This window comes from Rhodoblastus sp., from assembly GCF_041915505.1.
Classification (GTDB): domain Bacteria; phylum Pseudomonadota; class Alphaproteobacteria; order Rhizobiales; family Beijerinckiaceae; genus Rhodoblastus.
Genome location: NZ_JAYSBG010000026.1, coordinates 1 through 20,046, shown reverse-complemented (window position 1 = coordinate 20,046; position 20,046 = coordinate 1). Strand labels below are relative to the sequence as shown.

Annotated in this window: 22 protein-coding genes and 1 tRNA gene; 7 read left to right on the top strand and 16 right to left on the bottom strand. The window is 61.2% G+C overall.

The features are described from left to right. Positions 1-208: 208 nt before the first annotated feature. Both ACE3S9_RS03515 and ACE3S9_RS03510 read left to right on the top strand, forming a co-directional pair. Positions 209-285 (top strand) — tRNA-Arg (locus ACE3S9_RS03515). 267 nt (positions 286-552) lie between these two features. Next, a complete protein-coding gene (locus tag ACE3S9_RS03510) occupies positions 553-1,302 on the top strand; it encodes a hypothetical protein (protein ID WP_374545044.1) in 750 nt (249 codons plus the stop codon). A gap of 69 nt (positions 1,303-1,371) precedes the next feature. On the opposite strand, the gene ACE3S9_RS03505 is transcribed toward ACE3S9_RS03510, so the two are convergent. From ACE3S9_RS03505 to ACE3S9_RS03485, 5 genes are all read right to left on the bottom strand, one after another. Then, a complete protein-coding gene (locus tag ACE3S9_RS03505; RefSeq protein WP_374545043.1) occupies positions 1,372-1,782 on the bottom strand; it encodes a helix-turn-helix domain-containing protein in 411 nt (136 codons plus the stop codon). A 216-nt stretch (positions 1,783-1,998) separates the two neighbouring features. Then, entirely contained in the window at positions 1,999-2,313 is a 315-nt protein-coding gene (locus tag ACE3S9_RS03500; protein ID WP_374545042.1) for a helix-turn-helix domain-containing protein, read from the bottom strand. 158 nt (positions 2,314-2,471) lie between these two features. Then, a complete protein-coding gene (locus ACE3S9_RS03495) occupies positions 2,472-2,744 on the bottom strand; it encodes a hypothetical protein (protein ID WP_374545041.1) in 273 nt (90 codons plus the stop codon). Positions 2,745-2,755: 11 nt separating this feature from the next. After that, the gene (locus ACE3S9_RS03490) at positions 2,756-3,469 is read right to left on the bottom strand and encodes a hypothetical protein (RefSeq protein WP_374545040.1); all 714 of its coding nucleotides are present in this window, start codon (positions 3,467-3,469) and stop codon (positions 2,756-2,758) included. Positions 3,470-3,500: 31 nt separating this feature from the next. Next, positions 3,501-3,725, bottom strand: coding sequence for a hypothetical protein (locus ACE3S9_RS03485; RefSeq protein ID WP_374545039.1), 225 nt, complete (start codon positions 3,723-3,725; stop codon positions 3,501-3,503). A 713-nt stretch (positions 3,726-4,438) separates the two neighbouring features. Between ACE3S9_RS03485 and ACE3S9_RS03480 the strand changes: the two genes are divergently transcribed. Further along, positions 4,439-4,681, top strand: coding sequence for a hypothetical protein (locus ACE3S9_RS03480; RefSeq protein ID WP_374545038.1), 243 nt, complete (start codon positions 4,439-4,441; stop codon positions 4,679-4,681). An 87-nt stretch (positions 4,682-4,768) separates the two neighbouring features. Here ACE3S9_RS03480 and ACE3S9_RS03475 read toward each other — a convergent pair whose 3' ends face one another. Genes ACE3S9_RS03475 through ACE3S9_RS03465 form a run of 3 tightly spaced genes read right to left on the bottom strand, consistent with a single transcriptional unit; the run spans position 4,769 to position 6,666 of the window. Next, positions 4,769-5,218, bottom strand: a complete 450-nt coding sequence (locus ACE3S9_RS03475; protein ID WP_374545037.1) for a hypothetical protein — start codon at positions 5,216-5,218, stop codon at positions 4,769-4,771. A 12-nt stretch (positions 5,219-5,230) separates the two neighbouring features. Beyond that, positions 5,231-6,034 (bottom strand): hypothetical protein, encoded by an 804-nt coding sequence (locus ACE3S9_RS03470; RefSeq protein WP_374545036.1) that lies wholly within the window; start codon positions 6,032-6,034, stop codon positions 5,231-5,233. Continuing rightward, positions 6,028-6,666: a GNAT family N-acetyltransferase gene (locus ACE3S9_RS03465; RefSeq protein WP_374545035.1), complete on the bottom strand. Its 639-nt coding sequence runs from the start codon at positions 6,664-6,666 to the stop codon at positions 6,028-6,030. The genes ACE3S9_RS03470 and ACE3S9_RS03465 overlap by 7 nt, the downstream gene beginning before the upstream one ends. On the opposite strand from ACE3S9_RS03465, the gene ACE3S9_RS03460 reads away from it, so the two are divergent. Continuing rightward, on the top strand, positions 6,665-6,937 hold the full coding sequence (locus ACE3S9_RS03460) for a hypothetical protein (protein WP_374545034.1): 273 nt from the start codon (positions 6,665-6,667) through the stop codon (positions 6,935-6,937). The two genes, ACE3S9_RS03465 and ACE3S9_RS03460, sit on opposite strands and share 2 nt — an antisense overlap. A gap of 340 nt (positions 6,938-7,277) precedes the next feature. Here the strand turns inward: ACE3S9_RS03460 and ACE3S9_RS03455 are convergent, their stop codons facing one another. The 6 genes from ACE3S9_RS03455 to ACE3S9_RS03430 all read right to left on the bottom strand — a co-directional run bounded on the left by ACE3S9_RS03455 (position 7,278) and on the right by ACE3S9_RS03430 (position 12,811). Then, entirely contained in the window at positions 7,278-8,207 is a 930-nt protein-coding gene (locus ACE3S9_RS03455; protein ID WP_374545033.1) for a hypothetical protein, read from the bottom strand. Further along, the gene (locus ACE3S9_RS03450; RefSeq protein ID WP_374545032.1) at positions 8,182-9,933 is read right to left on the bottom strand and encodes a hypothetical protein; all 1,752 of its coding nucleotides are present in this window, start codon (positions 9,931-9,933) and stop codon (positions 8,182-8,184) included. Before ACE3S9_RS03450 ends, ACE3S9_RS03455 begins: the two co-directional genes overlap by 26 nt. Next, positions 9,930-10,259, bottom strand: coding sequence for a hypothetical protein (locus ACE3S9_RS03445; RefSeq protein WP_374545031.1), 330 nt, complete (start codon positions 10,257-10,259; stop codon positions 9,930-9,932). Before ACE3S9_RS03445 ends, ACE3S9_RS03450 begins: the two co-directional genes overlap by 4 nt. Positions 10,260-10,474: 215 nt before the next feature. Continuing rightward, positions 10,475-10,705 carry a hypothetical protein gene (locus ACE3S9_RS03440; RefSeq protein WP_374545030.1) on the bottom strand — a complete coding sequence of 77 codons (231 nt, stop codon included), beginning with the start codon at positions 10,703-10,705 and terminating at the stop codon, positions 10,475-10,477. Between the two features lie 113 nt (positions 10,706-10,818). Next, a complete protein-coding gene (locus ACE3S9_RS03435; protein WP_374545029.1) occupies positions 10,819-11,388 on the bottom strand; it encodes a hypothetical protein in 570 nt (189 codons plus the stop codon). 118 nt (positions 11,389-11,506) lie between these two features. After that, complete coding sequence (locus ACE3S9_RS03430) at positions 11,507-12,811, bottom strand: tyrosine-type recombinase/integrase (RefSeq protein WP_374545028.1); 1,305 nt, start codon at positions 12,809-12,811, stop codon at positions 11,507-11,509. A gap of 371 nt (positions 12,812-13,182) precedes the next feature. On the opposite strand from ACE3S9_RS03430, the gene ACE3S9_RS03425 reads away from it, so the two are divergent. The 3 genes from ACE3S9_RS03425 (at position 13,183) to ACE3S9_RS03415 (ending at position 17,752) form a co-directional block, all read left to right on the top strand. Next, the gene (locus ACE3S9_RS03425) at positions 13,183-13,452 is read left to right on the top strand and encodes a type II toxin-antitoxin system HicB family antitoxin (protein ID WP_374545027.1); all 270 of its coding nucleotides are present in this window, start codon (positions 13,183-13,185) and stop codon (positions 13,450-13,452) included. Positions 13,453-14,148: 696 nt separating this feature from the next. Continuing rightward, entirely contained in the window at positions 14,149-16,413 is a 2,265-nt protein-coding gene (gene pflB, locus ACE3S9_RS03420) for a formate C-acetyltransferase (protein ID WP_374545026.1), read from the top strand. 16 nt (positions 16,414-16,429) lie between these two features. Then, on the top strand, positions 16,430-17,752 hold the full coding sequence (locus tag ACE3S9_RS03415; RefSeq protein WP_374545025.1) for a formate/nitrite transporter family protein: 1,323 nt from the start codon (positions 16,430-16,432) through the stop codon (positions 17,750-17,752). Positions 17,753-17,786: 34 nt separating this feature from the next. On the opposite strand, the gene ACE3S9_RS03410 is transcribed toward ACE3S9_RS03415, so the two are convergent. Both ACE3S9_RS03410 and ACE3S9_RS03405 read right to left on the bottom strand, forming a co-directional pair. Then, positions 17,787-18,959 (bottom strand): acetate/propionate family kinase, encoded by a 1,173-nt coding sequence (locus ACE3S9_RS03410; RefSeq protein WP_374545024.1) that lies wholly within the window; start codon positions 18,957-18,959, stop codon positions 17,787-17,789. Between the two features lie 60 nt (positions 18,960-19,019). Beyond that, a complete protein-coding gene (locus ACE3S9_RS03405; protein ID WP_374545023.1) occupies positions 19,020-19,985 on the bottom strand; it encodes a phosphate acetyltransferase in 966 nt (321 codons plus the stop codon). Positions 19,986-20,046: the final 61 nt, after the last annotated feature.

Here is a 20,046-nt window from a genome sequence, read left to right as displayed (position 1 = left end):
GCTTGCCGCTCCCGCGCGTGATCGACGACGGAAGCGACCTCGGCGCGAAGCCGAAAATCGCGAGCGGCCTTATAGAGTCATGGTCCCCCAAAAGTCAACGCGACGCGAAATAAATTGGCGTGACGGCCATTTTTTGGCATTGCCAAGCCGATCGGGAGCAGCTAAACACCGCGCCACTGCCGACGGGCCGCCTGGTCCGAAGCGCAATGCGCCCGTAGCTCAGCTGGATAGAGCACCAGACTACGAATCTGGGGGTCAGGAGTTCGAATCTCTTCGGGCGCGCCATTCTTTTCAAATAGTTACGTCAGAATTAGTGCTGTGTCGGCGACCGTCGCTTTGCGCTGGTAAGCATCCGGTAAGCGATTTCGAAAAATTCGCCTGGCGTGAGCCTGTCAGCATGCCCTCTGAGCCATCCATTCCACTGCCGACGATCGCGCGCTTGAAGCCGCAAGGCGTGACGGGTGCAGACCATTTCGAAGGGGGCGGCTATTCTGGACTGCGTGGCCAAAACGCTCGGAGGGACAGACGCGATGCCGTTCAGAGGCAATATCGATGCGTATCAGTTTTGACAGCAATGCGTGGGAACAGGTTTTTCGTTCTGACACGCAAGAGTATGCCACGATCCGCTCTGCGCTTGTCGCTCGCAAGGTCGAAGGGGTGATTTGCGAAGCAGCCTTCCGAATTGAGGCCGTCCGTAAAAAGGAACGGGTCGCCTATTTTGCTCAACCTCACATGGAAGTGTCGTTTCCTTGGCGTATCGTAGAGAGAGACGGCGAGCAGTACGTTCATTTGATGTCGATCGGCCCAGCTGACCATGCGCATCCGGGTCTGCCGGAGGTTCAGGCCGAACGCCTTAAACTGGCGATGTCAGCAGGAATACGATTGATGCGGGGGTTGGCGTGGATGGGGTTGCCATCCCCGTCTGAAATCAGCAATTCGGAAGCTTTCCTCCAGGAAACTGAAAGCGAGAGAAACGAGCGTGAGCAGCGACAGATTGACGTGAGCGCGGAGATTTGGGGGCGCAAGGTTGGCAAGCAAGCATTCGACGCAATGGGAGGCTGGCAAGCTATCAGGCGTGGCCAGCTACATGAAAAGAGGTTCGCCAAAGCCTGCGCCGAATGGGCCGATGGTGAGCTTGCTGCCGCCCATGTTGCCTATCGCAACGATATTCTGTGCACTGAGGATCGCGCTGTTGCGGCTGGAGTGTCTATCTTTGACAGGTCGCACCGTAGCTGGCTTGCGACAGAATATGGCGTGCGCTTTGCGAGTTTGAAGGATGTGGCTGCGATCGTCGGGGCGTAGGGTCATGGCCTGTCAGTTTGCGACCAAAACGTCTAATCCTCGTCCGGCCATTCGCCCCTCGCGAGCTGGCTAGCTACCTTTCGTCGTCGGCGGCTTGCCTCGAGATGATTTCGATGCACTCGACGGTGGCGGCTTACCCCCAAACCTCCGAGAGTTGCTCATCCCGCCAGCGCCGAGCAGCTTTTGCATCGCGAGTTCGTAGGCTTTCTCGGATTTCGACGCCCCCAACGGTGGCACGAAGCCACCACGTCGAGCCGCGCTGGTAGAGATTTTCCTCAGACATGCGCCATTGGCCTCGGTTTCCGCCTCCTGCGCGGCGATGTAGCGCGCGAGTTTGACCCGGTCGAAGGTCCAAACCTTGCCGATTTTCGCTGCCCCCGGCAAGAGGCCTTGCGCCGCGAGACACTGCACCGACCGGGGGCTGATGCCTAGCATCGAGGCGGCTGCCTTGGTCTGAATTCGAGCTGGCGCGTCGGTCATTCCGATCTCCGCATGATGCGTAATTTTCCGGATGGCGCCGGGAGAATTGCAGCGTGGCAAGAAAAGGGCGCCCGAACATCCCGGGCGGGCGTTACGAGTTGACCCCGATCCCGGTCGACGCCGGCGTCCTTTCCAGTCCAGTCCATGTTGGCGCTAGTCCGTCGGCCTGTTTGATTTTTTTCCGATGGACCGCCCAAAGCTCTGCAATCGGCAGGTCTACCGGCTTGGAGAGCGCGGCGACGATTTCAGCGAACTCAACAGCCGCATCTGCCGCAGCGCTCGATCTAAGTTGTCTGCGGCGGATGCGCCTGCCGTTTTCGTAAGTGCAGATGGCCCATCGGCCCCTGAGGCGCTGGAGCTTGTATTCTGGGGGCGTGTCAAAGCCTCTAGGTCTTCTGCCCGAATTCTAAGCAGTTTCCCGCCGAGCCGGAAGGCCGGGATTTCGCCTCGCGCGCACATGGCGCGGACGTGCGCTGGGCTGCATTTAAGGATGGCTGCAACCTCGTCCGGGGTGTAAACAAGCCTGGTCATTGTCTGGGATCTCCCTCTGGTTATTGGATGCGGACGGTGGAACGGAGCCCCATCGCGCCGATGCGCCGGGCAAATTGGCGACGCCGCAAAAAAACGCCCGTCCGTACATCCGGGGCGGGCGTTTCTGCAAACGTCGTTCTCGCGTTATCGTTTCACTTTCAGGGTTTATCCCGCGCGTTCGCGTGACCCTTCCGGTAAAAGGCGAGTTGCGCCGCGCTGGTGTGATCGGCGACCATCGAGGCTAATTCGATCATGGCCGCTCGGTCCCGTTCTTCCGAGAAATCAAAGTCGGCATTTTTTAAGGCGATCCAGAGCGCTCGTGATAGCCTCGCGGCTGTTTCGATGTGAACATCGGCATCGCCCGGATCGTTCATTCGATCAGGGCGATGGAGCATGTCCGCGAAAGGGTTGTTGCTGCTGGCGGTCGCCATCGTGAGCGCCTTCATGCTTTGACCGATTGAACCAGCGCGGGCAGCGCATTCGATAGTACCGGCAAAAACTCACTGTCGGCACCGTACCGCTCACCCAGATCGGCGTAGAATTGTAGGAGCGCCACCGCGCCGGCCGCCGTCGTGGGGACCATCGCGAGCAGCGTCTCTTCGGCCGCCGTATAAACGTCGGCTGTCTTGTCCGCCGTCTCGTAGAGTTGCCACAGACCCGCACTCTGTCGGCCTTCGTCGTAGATGCGTCGCGCCCGCTCGAAGTCGGCGACGACAGCCGCCCGTTCCGCGCTCCATGCAGCCAGCGCTTCTGGCGCCGGATCGGCGACGGGCGGTTCTTCGATCCCTAAAACGCGCGCCGCCGCTTCCGCGAAAGTCCGCTTGCAATGAACGTGATGTGCCGGCCCCTGATTATCGAGCCACCGGTTCAGATGCTCGATAGTCGAAACCTCTTCGCTAGCGCCATCCGCTTTTGCAACAAAGATAAAGTACGAGCGCAATTCTGGACTGTCGCCGATCACGGCCCGGATGCTCGACCGGGCGGCGTCATAAGCGAGATGGGCGCGCCGCGCGGCGTCGATCGCCGCGAAAACAGGATCGTCAGGGGCCGCCGCGGCGGCGATGGCGGCGCCAGCGCCAGGGGCTGAAATGGCGGCGGCCGCGCCGGCGGCGAGAAGCGCGCGGCGAGAAGGGGCAGAAGCGTTTTGAGTAGCCATAAAGGATCTCCGGTTCAGGAACGGTGAGGGATTAAGCGTAAAGCGAGCGCCCCACGGAGCGCAGATAGGCGGCATATTGAGCGCGATTGTCTTTGGCCAAGCGGAAGAGCCGATGTCTTGCCTCGGGGTCGTAGTCGTTGATTTCATCGCAAATCATCGAAAACGTTTCGGCTTTGCCGAGCCTCGCGACAACGCCAGCGCGTGCCAGATCGGCGTCCAGGTCTTCGGGAGAGAACGGCATGGTGGGCAGAGACATGAGCATCCTTATTGGGTTGTTGTGATGGAAAGGCGAAGCGGTCAGGCCGCGAAATTTGCGATGAGCCGTAGTTTGCCGCGGCTATGCGATCGACGGATCGCCGGCGCCGGCCGGCAGGTGCGGTAGCGTGCCCGTTCGGCCTCGCGCGCATCGTCACGGATCGCGCACAGCACGAAGGCGTCCCCCTTGGCCGCCTGCCACATCATGCGCAGGCAAGCGCGCCTTGGAAACGGCGGGCGTGGAATTTACGAACGGCGGTAAGCCGGGCGTGCGCCTGGCGAACTTTCCGAGGGACGAAGAATGAGCCGCCGAGCTGCAAGATTTGCACAGGCTGACGTCGCCCGGGCGCTGAAGGCAATCAAGCAGGCGGGCGTGGCTTCGGCCGTCGAAATCGCAACTGATGGGACGATGAGAATTGTCCCGATCGATCCGAAATCCACTCCCGAGCAGGTGCGGAGATTAGGCGCTTTAATAGCGCGCGGCATCACGCCGGCCGCCCGCTGAGGATCGCTAGGGCGATGACGTTAGGAGGCCGATCATCGCGGAAGCGCGAATGACGGGCGATTTTTTTTACCATGGCCGAACATCGTTCCGCTTCATGGCAAATGGCACTCGGCGAATCGGATCAGCACGGATACGGTCGCGGCAGTCCAAGGTTTTCGGCGTAATTTTTCTATTTCAATCCGAGCGCCGATTTTTATGGAGCGCATTCAATGAAAAAGATCATTCTCGGCGCAGTCTTGATTTTCGTCGGCGGCGTCGGCGCCCACGCGCAGGAATACGGCTACGGCTCGAACTCGAATGGCCATTACGTTCAAGGCTACGAGCGCAATAACGGAACCTACGTCCAACCGCACTACCAGAGCAATCCGAACAGCACGACCTATGATAATTATGGGACGCGCGGGAACGTAAATCCCTATACCGGCGCCACCGGAACGCGAAACCCTTATTGATGACATCATGCCGAGCGGCGGCGTTCAATCCTGCTCGCCGCTCAGTCCTTCCCGCAATGCCGGGCTTCCCATTCCGCGGCGCCCATCTCACGATTTTCGACAAAATATAGCCCGTTCCCAACACGCGCGGCGCGGCCAGCGGTCACTTCCGATCGCCAGTTGCCGAGGATCGGCTGCGGCGAATTTCGGAAGCGTGCTGGACGAGCCGGAGTTTGAGACTGCGTCCGCGAGGGCTGGATTGCCTGCTTGACCAGCGCTGTCTCCATTTCCGCCTATGAGCGTCGCGAGCGCGTTGCGACGCGAGGCCGCCGAGCTTTCATCTTCCCTGTCGAGCTGGCCTTGCTCCCAGCCGCCCATGATGGCCTGCGCCATGCGCGCCGCGCCCTGCCAAGGCGACTGTACGGGCGAATAATCGGCGCCCTGTTTCATCAAGGCTTGGGCCATCAGTTGACGGCGCTGAATGTCGGAAGCCGACGAAAGCACGCCGTTCGGATTGTTGGGATCGGAAGCGGGCAGAGAGAAATCGAGAAGGGCCATGAGCGTCAATCCTCAGAAAATGTCGCCGGAGGCCGGGAGAAAGCCGCCCAAGCCGTATTTCATGGCGCCGGTGGCCAGCGTTCCCCCGAGCCCGAATAGGCCGCCCATGGTCGCGTTCGAAGACTGAAGCTGGTTCTGATAATTTTGGTTCACGAGCCCGGCATAATTCGCCGGCTGGATGCCGGTCTGCGCGGTCTGCGCGGTCTGCCCAACACCCGGCTGCGAGACCTGCGAGCCGGACTGGAGCGCGCTCAGGGCGTTCAGCGGCGAATTATAGGCCGTCGTCAGGTCGTTTACCGCCGTCTGATGACCCTGCAAATACATGCTATTGTAGGCGTCAGACTTCTGCTGATTGAAATCGCGCATCGCATTGTCATAGGCTTCCGTGCCCGGGACGACGCCACGATTGTAAAGCTGCTGCTGAAGCTGGTCGGTCTGCTGCTGCCACTGCGGATCGAGCGTGTTCTTGTTCAGCGCGTCCAGTTGCGCTTCCGTGTTCGACCAGGACAGATCGAGCGGCTTCGAAAGCGTGGACTGCGCGTTGCCCAGCAGCGTGCCTTGTAGGTTTGATGTCCCTTGCGCATTCGAAATGTTCGAATTCACAAGGTTCTGCATGTCCGGCGAAAGAGACGTTGTTGCCGTATATTGCGGCGTCCCGTCGGCGGCCGTGCCCGTCTGGTTGTAGGAGATCGATCCGTAAGGCGTGACCTGATTGACGTTGTTCAGCTCGCTTTGCGCGATGGCCGTCTGCTTGTTAATCTGGCCCTGCGCGGCGGCAGTGGCCATCGGATCGGGCTGTTTGGGGGTGCTCACCATTTTGGAAGCCTCAAGATTTTCTGTTCGGAGCGGAGAAGGCCAAAAATCAGGCCATCTGAATCGGCGAAGCGCGCGCGCATCACGCCTTCGGGGCGAAACCCCAAGCGGGTCAAGGATCGGATCGCGGGATGATCGTTCGCTCGGGTGATCGCCGTCACGCGGCGACATCCGAGCTGCGCGAAGACGTACCGCGCCACCTGTCGCAAGACGCCGACGCTGGCGGGCTGTTCGCCCGCCCAGGTAATCCGGACGTCGCGGTCGGAAAACTCGTTGAAAACGATGGCGCTGATCGTCTGGCCGTCGCGCTCGATCAAGACGCCCGTGAAAGGCTCGGCAATCCCTACATCGAGCGTTTTTTCGACGTAGGCGCGCGCCTCTTCGTCGGCGTTGCGGATCGTTACGGCGCTGGCAACCGCAGGCGCTTCATCAACAAGCGGCTCTGTCGGAGCCATCGCCTCGAGCGCCTCGGCCAACGCTTCTCGCATCAGGTCTTTTGGCGAGACGCCGCGCTCCGCCGCAATACGCTCCGCAAGGCAGCTCGTGCCGCGCGGCAGATAGAGCGCGACCTTTTCGGGGTAGCGTGGAATTTTACGGACGAAACCGCGAGCAGCGTGCATCGGAAAAGCATCCATGATTTGCCGTCCCGTCGATCATGCGGTTATCGCCGCAACTGTCCACGCCATGCTTGATGCCATTGAGGGCTTTGTGCTTTTTGTGCGTTTTGTTGATTTTGATGATGCCGAAGAAATGCCGTCTCGGTCACGCGGCGCCACGACAGACCAAGATCATGGCGCAGAAATCGCGCGCCGCGGCGTGCGCTTGCTCGATCGTCGTGTTGGCGCTGTCCATGAGCCGGAGCAAATTCGCAGCGTCACGCCGCGCGGCGGATTGTCCATCGAGTGAATCCGGACCATGCAACGCAATGGCGAGCTGCGCCGCCTGGCGCACACACGAGCGCCGCCGCGCCTGCGCCGCGTGATGTGTATGCATTCTTCTTTTCTCTCGCCCGTAAGCATTAGAAACAGGTTCCCCCAGTTCCCCCAATCATCTGCAACACCTGATTTTGCAGGTGTTACAACGGGGGAACCTGTCCGAAGGGAGGTTCCCCCATTGTCGTTCGCTAAAAGACACAAACTCTAACTAAATCAATCGGACGACGATGGGGGAACCTGGTCCGGGGATAGGTTCCCCCGCGTCGGTCCGGGGCTTCGCGCCGTTCGTCGCCATGGCGCTCGCATGACGGTCAAAAACGCGGCTCTCTCCGCGATAGCGGCACGACGACGTTGTCCGCGCTCGCGCTCTCGGCGCTTATGTCGCCGGGGCGCCAGTTGACCGGCGCGACGCGCCATGAATGACCGACCTTGTTGGACTGCGTCGCCTTCTGGATCATCGTCAGCTTCAAACCCGCGGCGATCCGGTTTTTGAACTTTTGAAGGTGACCGCCGATGCGGCGCCCATCCAGTTCCCTTTGACCGACATGGCTGATGTTGTTGCGGAATGCCGTTTCGAGCGCCGCTGCGCTTTCATTGGCCCCATAGCCGCTGGTGGATGAGATCGCAGCAATGACATCCGACACGGACATCGCTTTCGTCCCGAATTTCTCGTACCAAGCGGGCAGAATTTCAGCGAGGCTCTGGTAGGTCGGGTCCGCCTCGTGGATGCGGTCCATGGACGCCGCTGGATCGGCGTAACCGCACCAAACGAGCGCGCTGCGCACAAGGTCCGACCACTGGTGGAAGCCCGCGATTTTCTGCGCGATCTCTCGGGCGTCGCCATTGTTCCTGGTCAATATGAACGCGCGCAAGACGGTCAGGGCCGCCGCGACATAACGCCCGCGATCGGCGCGGATCATGCCCAACGTGTCACGCTTGAACTGCCGTTTTTCTGGCCGCTCTTCGCCGGTATCGATCACGGCCATGACGGCGCGTCGCGTCAGGTCATCCGCCAGCCGCAGGTTATTGCCGTTCACGAAAACCATGGTGGCGTTGTCGATCTCGATCATGGTCGAAGTTCCGAGAGGGCGCGCGACGATCGTTTCTTGCGTCGCGATCTGCGCCAGCAAGTCGGATTCGAGAATGCCGTTTGCGTTGTCGATCACGATGGACGGGCAGCCTTTGAGCAACAAACCGGTGAGCCTCTTTTCGGTCTCATCGATCTGTTTCGCGACGTTCATCGAAGACGCTGCGGCGCCGTTTGCGATCATCGGTGAGATCGACCCACGCGTCACGCGCGGGATTGAATACGACCTCGCCGGCATAGATCGACCGGAGGCCTTGTTCGCCGCTGGCGCGGGGTTCTGCGTCGTTGACCTGAGAAAAAACCTCGGAGCGCGCGACCTCGAGGCGCGCGGCGCGGCGCTCTTGTTTCGAACGCTCGGCGTCCGGCTTGGGCGCACGTTTGGGGTCGAAAAGCTCTTTGAGCGCTGCCACCTTCCCCGCGGCTATCACGGCGCTCTCTGCATTCTCACCAGCCGCGACGGCCGCGCCGATATCCTCGAGCGCCAGGGCGGCGCGGTCGTTCACATAGGCTTCGAGGCCGGCGAGGCCAGCACCCCAACGCGCCGCGAATTTCGCGCGTTCGGCGCCAAGGTCGAGCCCGCGCCGGATGGCTTTCGCTGCATCGTCGCGAAATTGCGTCAAGTGCTCGGCGAGATGCTTGCCATGCGGATCCCAACCGAGCCCGCGGCTCGCGCTCAGACGCGCGGCCCATGCAGGAAGGAAAGCGGCTACGGCGTCTTCGCCGGCGCCGCACCATGCGAAATGGCCCACGGCGCGCAGCAGCGGCCCGCGCACATTGCTGTTGTCGACCTCCGCAAGGATCTCCGCGGGATTTATTCCGACATGGCAGCGGGCATAGGCTGAAAAGGGATTGTCGACCGTCGCGCCATCGGGCTTGGTCCTGGGGCGGGCGATCCGTTTCGGCTTCGCCCATTCGCCCGACGCGTAGAGCCCGGCGGGCTCATCGGCGAGCGCCGCCTCAATGTTCTCGACGTTCACGCGCCGCGTGAGATCGGAGCGCTCCGGCGTGACCAGCACCGGGCCGCCGTTCTTTTTGACGTGGCCGGCCTTGGTGTTGAAGGTGTACGGCAAGCGTAGCAGATGCCCGCAGTCGAGCGCGCCAGGATCGCCGCCGTAAAGGTCGCAAAGCTGCGCCGTGATGGCTTCGACGCGCGCAAGGTTCTCCGCAGTCGCCTCGAGCGGCTCGTCCAGCAACAGGAAGGCATGCGGGCCGCCTGGCGACAGATTGACGATCGAAGGCTGCAACGCGCTGTCGAAGAAGCCGTTCAGCGTCCGGTTGAGGACCTCGTCAGGCGGATTTCCGGCATGATGCTTGAAATCGATCTCGAAGCAGATCGACCCGATTGCTGCTATGTGGCCTTTTTGGCGTAGCGACGTCGACCATCGGTCACCCGCATGTTTCGGGTTGGCCTTCTTTCGTGCGGCTTCTGTTTTATTGTGCTCTTCCGCCGCCGCCTGGTTGGCGCACGCCAGCTCATGATTAATCGGTTGCGGCGAAACGAAGATCCCGCGATCGTCGGTTCCGTGACGACGGACGAATGATGAAAGAACCATCGGCGCGTCGATCGCGGCCGGATCGATGAGCAGCTCGTGCACCTTCCATTTCTTTTCCCATGGCGCGTTCGCCGGCCGCTGCTCGTTGTTCAGGGACGTGACGAATATGCGGCCGTCCGCGGCGCCCTTGAGCGCGCGCAGGAAGTCGAGCATGCGAGCGACCATCCACGCCGGCGGATCATCGCCAGGACGATAGGAGGTTGCGCTCTCGTCCCGCGCCGCCTGGTCGAACTCGGCGCGTTGCTTCGTCAGGGCGGCGAGTTGTTCGAGACGCTCGGCTTCCGCCTGTTCTGGCGTCTGATCTTTCAAAAGGAACGGGCGGCTCATTCGGAGCCCCCGTCAGTTTGGCCGCGATACAGCTCGTTGAGCTGCCTCATGCAGCCTTTCCTCAAGGCGTCCATCAGCGTTTCGAAGGGGAGTGATTGGAAGGCGTCCTCAATGATGGGCGCGCCTACCCCTATTGCCGCCATGAAAAGCTGGAACGTTGTGAGTTGCTGGGCATGGCCGGCCGCCCATACGTCGTTCGCCGCCTGACACCCAACAGCTTCGCAGACGGGCTTAATTGCGTCTTCCATGCACTTTGCGAGACCGGCGACCGAGGCCGCCCGCTCGCGGATCTCTTCAATCCTCTCCGGTGACGATTGGAAGCTCATCGGGCGCCCTCCCCAAAGCAAAGAAGAGCAATGGTCGCGGCAAGCGGCGACGAAATGCGGTAACGCCGAGACAGCCAAGCCGAGCGAAACTGTTGAGTTTCAGGGGATGGTGAGATATGGTCCGGATTGATCGCAGGCAGCACGCAAACGATCTTCCGGGCCCGGTCCGCGTCAGCCCACGCGGCCGGGCTCTTTGCGATATCGTGCATGAGCGATCACTCACCCTCGCCGAGATCGGAAGTGGAGCGGCGACTGGGCCCAATTTTCGTCAACGCCCAATCATTGAGCTTTTCGGGCTCATACAGGACGGCCGAACCCGCTTTACGAAACTCCGGCCCTCCGCCGACACATGCGAGTTTTGCGAGTGTCTTCTCGCTGCCGAAGCCGAACCTGCTCTTGAGATAATGGCCCGCGTCTTTGCGGCGTAGAAACTGTGTGGCGCTCATCGTCATTCCCGATGTAGGGGCCCGGTTCAATGCCGGGAATGACGAAGAAACTTAACCACATTTTCTGGCTTGTCGAAATGTCTTAATGTCCTGACGAAAATAGTTCCGGGACATTATTTCAGGACATTTTTAACGGGCCGCCCTTGGGTGGCGCCGAACGTCTCTTTCAGCACTTTTTCGTAACGCGCCTTGGTGACATGGTCAGAAAAACTAATTGATTTCCAGTCGCGCGCCGTTGGCGTTTTTCCTTTATTTTCTTTGTAAAGAAGAAGAGTCGCTTGTATTTCATCGTCTGAAATTGGAGTTTTGCTCTGGACAATTATTGCTGGCCACAGCTCTAAAACATCTTTTCGGGAGAACATCAGAGCGCGCCATTCACTCCATTCATGGGCGAAGTTGCTGCCAATAGGTCGGAGCACGGCTTCTTTATCGCCACACTCTTCGAAAAACTCGTGCGTGGAAGCACTAAATGGCTGATCCGGCGGCGGGAAAAGGACCCCAGGAGTGACATTCTCGTAGCCCATGCGATTGATCCTCGCATGAACCGCCGACGCCTTTATGCTCCCCTCATCCATTGCGGGCGCTAAAACATTCGACCATGCGTCGGAGGCGCTTTGGCCATGGGGAAGACCGAAGTGATTTCGGAGAACTTCAAGGAAACTGTCACAAGCCGAAATATCCATATCCGAGGCCTGAGCGGCGCACTCATCATTTCGAGTAGCAATCCAAACAAGGACGACGGATAGAGGCCATCTCGGGCGGGACAAATCGAACGGTGTTGTTTTTGCATCCACGATGAAATTACTCCGACGCGCGACCTTTGGATTTGCGCTTGCTCATCGTCTTCAGATCAACGACTTCGGCCGACGCGCGCCGGTTCATGGCCGCATTGATTGTTGAACCGATAGTATCGACCGCGCGCCGCATCGGATCGGCGTCCAAATGCGCATAACGGTGCGTTGTCGCAGCTTGGCTATGTCCCAGCAGCTTTCCAATGATCGGGAGCCCAAGGGACGCGCCGGCGCCGAAAGAGGCGAAGCTATGCCGCAAGTCGTGGATGCGGACGCCCCCAAGGCCGGCTGCGCGCGTGAGCGTCGCCCAAGGACGCTTCAGGTCAGGGCGCGGCGCGCCTTTCTTCTCGCCGGGGATGACATGCGGGTTATCCTTGATGCGGGGCAGGGTGATCAAAACCTCTTGCGCCGCGGCCGAAAGGTAGATCGGCTTTGCTCCGGTCTTGCTGTCCGGCAGATGGATGATGCCACGCTCCAAATCGACATGCTCCCATTTGGCGCCCAGGATTTCGCGCAGGCGGGCGCCGGTCAGGATCAACAGGCGGATCGCGCCAGCTGCATGGGGATCGATCTTGGTGCGCTGGCGCTCTTTCGGCGTGTGCTTCGCCTTCGGATTGCTATCATCGACGGCCCAGGATAGTCCGATCGTCTCAGCTTCGTGCAAGGCGTCGCCAAGGCGCGCGATTTCCTCGCTGGTCAGGAATCGCTCCCGCCCGCGCTCCGGGTTGCGCTCGATGCCTTTAGCCGGGTTGTCCGCGAACGAAACCTCGTCCCGCTTCGCCGCCCAGTTCCACACCGCGGATATAAGAGCCAATGCGCGATTGGCCGCAAAAGGGGAGAACGAGAGCTTGGAATGCAGTTGCGCAATTTCGGATCGCGTCATGTCGACCAGGCGGCGAGAGCCGACGCTCGGAAGGATGTGAAGATCCAGCAATCGCTGGTATTCCTCTTTCGTGCGGCCCTTGCGCTTGGTCGAGACGTGCTCGGCCATGAAACGCGCGGATGTCTCGCGAAACGTCTCCTTAGCGCGCTCGGCTCTGCGTTCCTCAACCGGATCAGCGCCGGTTTCGACCTGGCCCAGCAGCACCTTTGCCTGTGACCGCGCTTCGTCGGGCGTGAGCCGGCCATGTTCGCCGATCGAAATGCGGCGCGACCGGCCATGCTGGCGATACTGGGCGACATAGACCTTCTTGCCCGTGGGAAACGCGGCCACACCAAAGCCAGCCAGGGCGTCATCCCATAGGATTTCACGGTCTTTTCCAGCCGGGCAGGACAGGGCGTCGACTGATCGTTTCGAGATGCGGCCTCGGGGCAACTTCCAACCTCCAGACATGCCGGCTCGGTAAGCGTTCGGTAAGCAACCGGTAAGCGAAATCAGGATAAGCCCAGCTAACTCCGGTAATCAAGGGAAAAGATAATACGCTGTAATATGAAGATATTTTTCGTTGAAGAAAGGATAGGAAAACTCTAGAAATCGATCGCCATCAAACTACGAATCTGGGGGTCAGAGGTTCGAATCCTTTCGGGCGCGCCACTTAAATAAAGCGTTTGGGGTGCGGATTGCGTCCAATATCGGTCCAATAATCGGACGCGAAGTTGGACGAACGGGTGCGGATGCCTCTCGCACTGCCGCTCAAATGAAACCAGGCCGCCCCTGTGACCCCATGACGATCGAGGGGTGGCAAATTGCATTTCATCGGCCTCCTAGATCAGAGCGAAGGCGAATTCGGCGTTGCATTTCCGGATTGCCCCGGCTGCGTCGCCATGGGCAAAGACCGCAGCGAAGCGCTCGCCGGCGCGGAGGCTGCCTTGGCGGAATGGCTAGGCAATCTTCCAACCGCAAGCTGGCCGGATGCTCGTTCCGAAGCCGCCTTGCGTGGCGATCCGGACGTCGCCGAGCAAATTGCGGACGGCGCGCGCTTCGTCCTGATTCCAGCTCCCTTGGCTCGGCCCTGAAAAGAATCCGTGCGCTTTGCGTTGGAGCAGCCCCGGATGGCCCGGGGGCGGTTCGGCCGATCGGCCATCCTGCGCTGCCGCAAGGGCATCGGGATGACACAACAATTTTTCATTGCCGAAAATTGGACCCGCAACCGGGGCTGCATTCACGAGGCGGAATGCAGGACGTGCAATCACGGTCGCGGCCTCAATCAATCTGATTCCGGGCGGAGCGGCCGATGGCATGGTCCCGATGGCGAGCGCGAAAGGGCGTTTCGAGAGGCTGCGCGCTGGCAAAACGCTCGCCCGCGCATCCGTGGCGGGCGCCGCGAATTTTTCATGACCCAGAAATACCGGATCGCCCCTGTCTCGTTCACGCCTTGCCTTGCGTTTCCAGCCAGGTCTTGACGGCGATAGCGTTCCAGCGCCGCGAATTTCGCCCGAGCCGCTCGATCGGCGCCGGCAAATCCGGCGCGGTTGAGACGCGAGCTGCGTGATCTCCGCCTGGTTGACCGGGAGGCAATCGCCTGTACGTCAATTCTTATGATTTCTTAGAAATCGTTCGGTCGGCATCAGCAAATGCGATAAATTGACCAATGTCAAAGCGCCATTGATTCCAACGGAGTAATATTCAAAATAATTGTGCGGCGCCTCAATCGCCGAATAATAAGCGCTGGCGCCGAGGGAATGTCGATAGTCCTTTTCCGGGAGGGAAAAATGGACGATATCGCAAAATCAGCCTCTACGCCGCTGAGGGCGGATCCCTGGCGCGATTTTCAATCAGGCCGGTGGCAAGACGAGATCGATGTCCGTGGCTTCATCGTCGCCAATGTCGATCCATATGAGGGCGACCAATCGTTCCTGTCGCCCGCGTCCGCTCGCACCAAAGCGGTCTGGGCCGCGCTCCAGCCTTATTTCCGCGAGGAGATGAAGAAAGGCGTCCTCGACGCCGACCCGGCTAATCCCTCGACCATGCTCGCGCATGGGCCCGGCTATATCGACCGCGATAACGAGGTCATTGTGGGCCTCCAGACCGACAAGCCATTCCGGCGCGCCATCATGCCGAACGGCGGCCTGCGCATGGTCGAATCCGGCCTCAAGGCGGCCGGGATCGAGCCGGACCCCGCCGTGCGCCGAGCCTTCACCTGCTACCGGAAAACTCATAATGACGGCGTTTTCGACGCCTATACGCCGGAAATCATGAAATGCCGCAAGGCGGCCATTATCACAGGTCTGCCCGACGCCTATGGCCGCGGCCGCATCATCGGCGACTATCGCCGCGTCGCTCTTTACGGCGTCGACAAATTGATCGAGGCCAAGCGCGCGGAGCGCGCCCAGATCGACGAGATGTGGCCAACGGACGACATCATCCGCCTGCGCGAAGAACTTGCCGACCAATTGCGCGCGCTCGCCGACCTCAAGGAAATGGGCAAGCTCTATGGCTGCGACATCGGCCGGCCGGCCGCCGACGCCCGCGAGGCAGTCCAGTGGACCTATTTCGGCTATCTTGGCGCCATCAAGGAGGCCAATGGCGCGGCCATGTCGATCGGCCGCATCAGCACATTCCTTGACGCTTATGTCGCGCGCGACCTGCGCGAAGGGCGCCTGACGGAAGAGGGCGCCCAGGAGCTGATCGACCAGCTGGTGATCAAGCTGCGCATCGTCCGGTTCCTGCGCACGCCAGACTATGACGCTCTCTTCTCTGGCGACCCCTACTGGGCGACTGAATGCATCGGCGGCATGGACCTCGACGGACGGACCCTGGTGACGCGCACCAGCTTCCGCATGTTGCACACGCTGACAAATCTGGGGCCGGCGCCTGAGCCCAACATGACCGTGCTCTGGTCGAAAAACCTGCCCGAGGCGTTCAAGCATTATTGCGTCAAGCTTTCCGTCGAGACCTCGTCGATCCAGTATGAGAACGATGACCTGATGCGTCCCTATTGGGGCGACGATTATGGAATCGCCTGCTGCGTCTCGGCCATGCGCCTTGGAAAGCAGATGCAATTCTTCGGCGCGCGGGTGAATCTCGCGAAATGCCTGCTTTATGCAATCAATGGCGGACGCGACGAAGTCAGCGGGGAACAGGTTGCGCCCGCCGCGCCGGCCTGCGTGGGCGAATACCTCGACTATGACGACGTGATGGCGAAGTTCGACCGCATGATGGACTGGCTCGCGCGCACTTACGTGCATGCGATGAACTGCATCCATTACATGCACGACAAATATTACTATGAGCGCCTCGAAATGGCGCTGCATGACCGCGACATCCTGCGCACCATGGCGTTCGGCATCGCCGGTCTTTCCGTCGTCGCCGACAGTCTCTCGGCGATCAAATACGCCAAGGTCCGGATCATCCGCGACGAGGCAGGTCTGGCGGTCGATTATGCTGTCGAAGGGGACTTCCCCAAATTCGGCAACAACAATGACAAGGTCGACTTGCTGGCGGTGGACATCGTCCGTCGCTTCATGGACAAGATCCGGAAACATCCGACCTATCGCGGCGCCTTGCATACGCAGTCGGTGCTCACGATCACCAGCAATGTCGTCTATGGCAAGGCGACCGGCAATACACCCGACGGACGTCGCAAGGGCCAGCCCTTCGCGCCTGGCGCCAATCCGATGCACGGCCGCGACAGCCACGGCTGGCTGGCCTCGTGCCTGTCCGTCGCGAAACTGCCCTATGCCCATGCGCAGGACGGCATCAGCTATACGGTATCGGTCACGCCGCAACAGGCCCACCTCAGCGAGGAGCAACTGATCGCGGAGGCCGCCAAAGCCTTCGATATGTATTTCGAGCATGGCGGCTTCCACATGAACCTCAACGTCATCGACAAGGCGACGCTCGAGGATGCGATGCAGAATCCGGATAAATATCCGCAGTTGACCATCCGGGTTTCGGGATATGCGGTCAATTTCGTCCGCCTGACGCGCGAGCAGCAGATGGATGTCATCAGCCGCACCTTCCACGGCCAGGTTTGAGCGGGGAGGATTGGTCATGTCTCATCTCGGACATATCGAGCCTGGCAGCCGCCACCTGTTGCGCGTCGGGATGTCGCCCGACGCGCCGCCGGACACCGAAGCGGACGGCGACGGCGCGTTCGGATATGCACATTCCTACGAGTCGTCTTCGCGTTACGACGGTCCAGGACTTCGCGTCGTGCTCTTCGTTTCGGGCTGTCTGCTGCGGTGCTCCTATTGCCACAATCCCGATACCTGGCATCTCAAGGACGGCGCCTATATCGCGGCGCAGGAAGTCATTGACCGGCTCGGCGATTTCGCGCCGGCGCTGCTGGCGCTCGACGGCGGCCTGACCATTTCCGGCGGCGAGCCGATGGTCCAGCTCGCCTTCACCAAGCGGATCCTCGCCGGCGCCAAAAAGCTCGGTCTGCATACGGCGATCGAAACGTCGGGCTATCTCGGCGACCGCGTCGACGACGATTATCTGGCGAACCTCGACCTCGTGCTGCTCGACATCAAGAGTTCGGATCCGGAGACCTACCGGAGGACAACTGAACGCGAGCTTGCGCCGACGCTGCGCTTCGCGGAACGGCTCGGCGCGATCTTCGCGACGACGGTGGCTTCGGGGAGCATTTCGGGAACAATCGGCGCCGATGGCGCGCCCTTCACCGCGAGCCTGCCCTACGGGATCATGCGGCTGGTCATTGGCGTGGTGTTTTCCCTTGGTCTGATCCTGGTCGTCGTCGGCGGCGCCGAACTCTTCACCGGAAACAATCTGATCGTCATCGCCTGGGCGAGCGGCCGGGTCAGAACGCAGGACCTGTTGGCGAACTGGCTCGTCGCCTTCTGCGGCAACGCTATTGGCGCCGCGCTTACGGCAATCCTGATGTTTCTCACGACGCAATATACGTTTGGCGGCGGGGCGGTCGGTTTCACTGCGCTGATGACGGCCAAGGCCAAGGTGGAGCTTGGGCTGGTTCCCGCGCTGACGCTCGGGATCATGTGCAACACGCTCGTCTGTCTGGCCGTCTGGATGTGCTACAGCGCGCGCACGACCGCAGGGCGGATCATAACGATCGTCCCGCCCATCGCGGCTTTCGTCGCCGCCGGCTTCGAGCACAGCATCGCCAATATCTATTTCCTGACCATCGGGCTGTCCATCAAATATGGCGCGCCGGAGACGTTCTGGCAGGCGATCAGGCGAACGCCGGACGATTTCGCGTCGCTGACCTGGCGCACGGCGGTTTTCGACAATCTCGCGCCCGTGACGGTCGGAAATGTGATCGGCGGCTCGGTCATGGTCGCCGCGGTCTATTGGTTCATTTATCTCCGCAAGGCGTCGGACCTGAACAGCCGCTAGAATGGCGGCGCCGCGCCATTCCATTCAAGCATCGCTATGACAGCAGCGCCCTGGTGTGGCGCGCGATCATCCGTTCCTCATCCGTGGGGATCGCCCAGATAGAAACGCGCGATTGGTCGTGGCTGATCCTCAGTTCGCCACGAGCATTGCGCTCGGCGTCGAGCGCCGCGCCAATCCAGCGGCAACCGTCGACGACCTCGGCGCGCGTCGCGACATCGTGCTCGCCAATGCCGCCCGAGAAAACCAGCGCGTCGAGGCCCCCCAAAGCGGCGGCCAGCGAGCCTAATTCCCTGACGATGCGGTAGACGAAAAGCGCGATGGCCTCTCGGGCTTCCGGCGCGCTCGAGGCGCGCAGGGACCGCATGTCGGGGGATAGGCCGGAGACGCCAAGCAGACCGGATTTCTTGTAGATCACATCCTCGATCGCCTGGGCGTCCATGCCGTAATGCTGCATCAAATGCAGGACGATTCCCGGATCGATCGATCCGCAGCGCGTGCCCATCATCAGGCCTTCGACGGCGGTAAATCCCATTGTGTTCGCGATGCTGCGGCCGTCCTTGACCGCGCAAAGGCTCGCGCCATTGCCGAGATGGGCGAAGACGATGCGGCCGCTGGCGAGGTCCGGCGCCAGTTCGCGGAACCGTGAGGTCAGATATTCGTAGGAGATGCCGTGGAATCCATAACGCCGCACGCCATCTTCCGTGAAGCGGCGGGGCAGGGCGTAGGTCTGCGCGAGCGAAGGCTGGCTCCGGTGAAAGGCCGTGTCGAAACAGGCGACCTGCGGCTTGTGCGCCGCCACCTCGAAGACGGTTCTGATCGGCGCGAGATTGTGCGGCTGGTGCAGCGGCGCCAATGGGCAAAGTTTGGCCAGTTCGTCCAGAACTTCTTTCGTCACGATGATCGGCTTGTCGAACTGGACGCCGCCGTGGACGACGCGGTGACCGAAGCCGACAACTTCGGAGCCGCCGAGCAGGGCGCGGCTTGCCGCGATGATTTCCCGCATGGCGACGTCGTGATCGAAACCGTCCTTGGGAAATCGGCGATCGTTCAGCGCCGCGCCGTCGGCGCCGACGATCTTGAGGTGTGGCGCGACGCCAATGCCTTCGATCTGGCCCTTGAAGGCCAGACCTCCTTCCGTCGAAGCGTCGTAAATTGCAAATTTGATGCTCGACGAACCGGCGTTGATGACGGCTATGCAATCGGCCATGGTTTCCTCCCGTGCTTGCGCGTGACGCTTCATTCGGCGGAAGCGTGCTTGCGATCGCCCCTATGTCACCGAAACGGCCGCCGCCTTGCGGCGGGCGGCGGCGACCATCGCCGCCACGGCGCAGGAGGCGAGGCGGGCGATCACCGAATCGGCGCGGCTGGTCAGGATGATCGGCACGCGGGCGCCGAGCACGATGCCGGCGGCGTCGGCGCCGGCGAGGAACGTCAGGCTTTTCGCCAGCATGTTGCCGGCCTCGAGATCGGGAACGGCGAGCACATTGGCGCGGCCGGCGACCGGCGAGACGATCTTCTTGATCGCGGCGGCTTCCGGGCTGATGGCGTTGTCGAGCGCCAGCGGGCCGTCCAGAATCGCGCCCGTGATCTGGCCGCGCTCGGCCATCTTGCACAAGGCCGCGGCTTCGATGGTCGAGGGCACTTTGGAGGTCACGGTCTCCATCGCCGACAGGATCGCCACCCGCACTTCCGGCGCGCCGAGCGCATGGGCGAGGTCGATCGCGTTCTGGACGATGTCGACCTTGTCCTCCAGCGTCGGCGCGATATTGATCGCGGCGTCGGTGATGATGAGGGCGTCCGGATGGTTGGGCACGTCCATGACGAAGCAATGGCTGATGCGCCGCGCGGTGCGGATGCCGGCCTGTTTCGAGACGGCCGCGGCCATCAGTTCGTCGGTGTGCAGGCTGCCCTTCATCAGGGCTTCGACTTTGCCGCAGGACACCAGTTCGACCGCCTTGGCCGCCGATTCATGGCTGTGCTGCGCGTTCACGATCTCGACGCCGGCAAGGTCCAGCCCGGCCTTTGTCGCCACGGCGCGGATGCGCTCGACCGGTCCGACCAGGATCGGCTCGATCAGGCCCATTTCACGGGCCTCGATGGCGCCGGAGAGCGAAACCTCGTCGCAAGGATGGGCGACGGCGACCTTGATCGTATGCTCCTTGCGCGCCGCGTCGATCAGGCGCTGGTATTTGTCGTGGCGCCCATTGGCGCCAGCTTCCAATCGTTCCATCATTGCGCGCTCTCCCGCCGCCCGTTGAATTGTCGATTGCTGAACGAAGAATTCAATCATGCTC

Coding starts and splice junctions, on each gene's coding strand:
- ACE3S9_RS03440 (WP_374545030.1), bottom strand. CDS start 10,705: ATGAGCGCCACACAGTTTCTACGCCGCAAAGACGCGGGCCATTATCTC.
- ACE3S9_RS03505 (WP_374545043.1), bottom strand. CDS start 1,782: ATGACCGACGCGCCAGCTCGAATTCAGACCAAGGCAGCCGCCTCGATG.
- ACE3S9_RS03485 (WP_374545039.1), bottom strand. CDS start 3,725: ATGTCTCTGCCCACCATGCCGTTCTCTCCCGAAGACCTGGACGCCGAT.
- ACE3S9_RS03475 (WP_374545037.1), bottom strand. CDS start 5,218: ATGGCCCTTCTCGATTTCTCTCTGCCCGCTTCCGATCCCAACAATCCG.
- ACE3S9_RS03470 (WP_374545036.1), bottom strand. CDS start 6,034: ATGGTGAGCACCCCCAAACAGCCCGATCCGATGGCCACTGCCGCCGCG.
- ACE3S9_RS03415 (WP_374545025.1), top strand. CDS start 16,430: ATGTCTCATCTCGGACATATCGAGCCTGGCAGCCGCCACCTGTTGCGC.
- ACE3S9_RS03445 (WP_374545031.1), bottom strand. CDS start 10,259: ATGAGCTTCCAATCGTCACCGGAGAGGATTGAAGAGATCCGCGAGCGG.
- ACE3S9_RS03495 (WP_374545041.1), bottom strand. CDS start 2,744: ATGGCGACCGCCAGCAGCAACAACCCTTTCGCGGACATGCTCCATCGC.
- ACE3S9_RS03460 (WP_374545034.1), top strand. CDS start 6,665: ATGATTTGCCGTCCCGTCGATCATGCGGTTATCGCCGCAACTGTCCAC.
- ACE3S9_RS03510 (WP_374545044.1), top strand. CDS start 553: ATGCGTATCAGTTTTGACAGCAATGCGTGGGAACAGGTTTTTCGTTCT.
- ACE3S9_RS03450 (WP_374545032.1), bottom strand. CDS start 9,933: ATGAGCCGCCCGTTCCTTTTGAAAGATCAGACGCCAGAACAGGCGGAA.
- ACE3S9_RS03480 (WP_374545038.1), top strand. CDS start 4,439: ATGAAAAAGATCATTCTCGGCGCAGTCTTGATTTTCGTCGGCGGCGTC.
- pflB (WP_374545026.1), top strand. CDS start 14,149: ATGGACGATATCGCAAAATCAGCCTCTACGCCGCTGAGGGCGGATCCC.
- ACE3S9_RS03500 (WP_374545042.1), bottom strand. CDS start 2,313: ATGACCAGGCTTGTTTACACCCCGGACGAGGTTGCAGCCATCCTTAAA.
- ACE3S9_RS03435 (WP_374545029.1), bottom strand. CDS start 11,388: ATGGATATTTCGGCTTGTGACAGTTTCCTTGAAGTTCTCCGAAATCAC.
- ACE3S9_RS03465 (WP_374545035.1), bottom strand. CDS start 6,666: ATGGATGCTTTTCCGATGCACGCTGCTCGCGGTTTCGTCCGTAAAATT.
- ACE3S9_RS03410 (WP_374545024.1), bottom strand. CDS start 18,959: ATGGCCGATTGCATAGCCGTCATCAACGCCGGTTCGTCGAGCATCAAA.
- ACE3S9_RS03455 (WP_374545033.1), bottom strand. CDS start 8,207: ATGAACGTCGCGAAACAGATCGATGAGACCGAAAAGAGGCTCACCGGT.
- ACE3S9_RS03490 (WP_374545040.1), bottom strand. CDS start 3,469: ATGGCTACTCAAAACGCTTCTGCCCCTTCTCGCCGCGCGCTTCTCGCC.
- ACE3S9_RS03405 (WP_374545023.1), bottom strand. CDS start 19,985: ATGATGGAACGATTGGAAGCTGGCGCCAATGGGCGCCACGACAAATAC.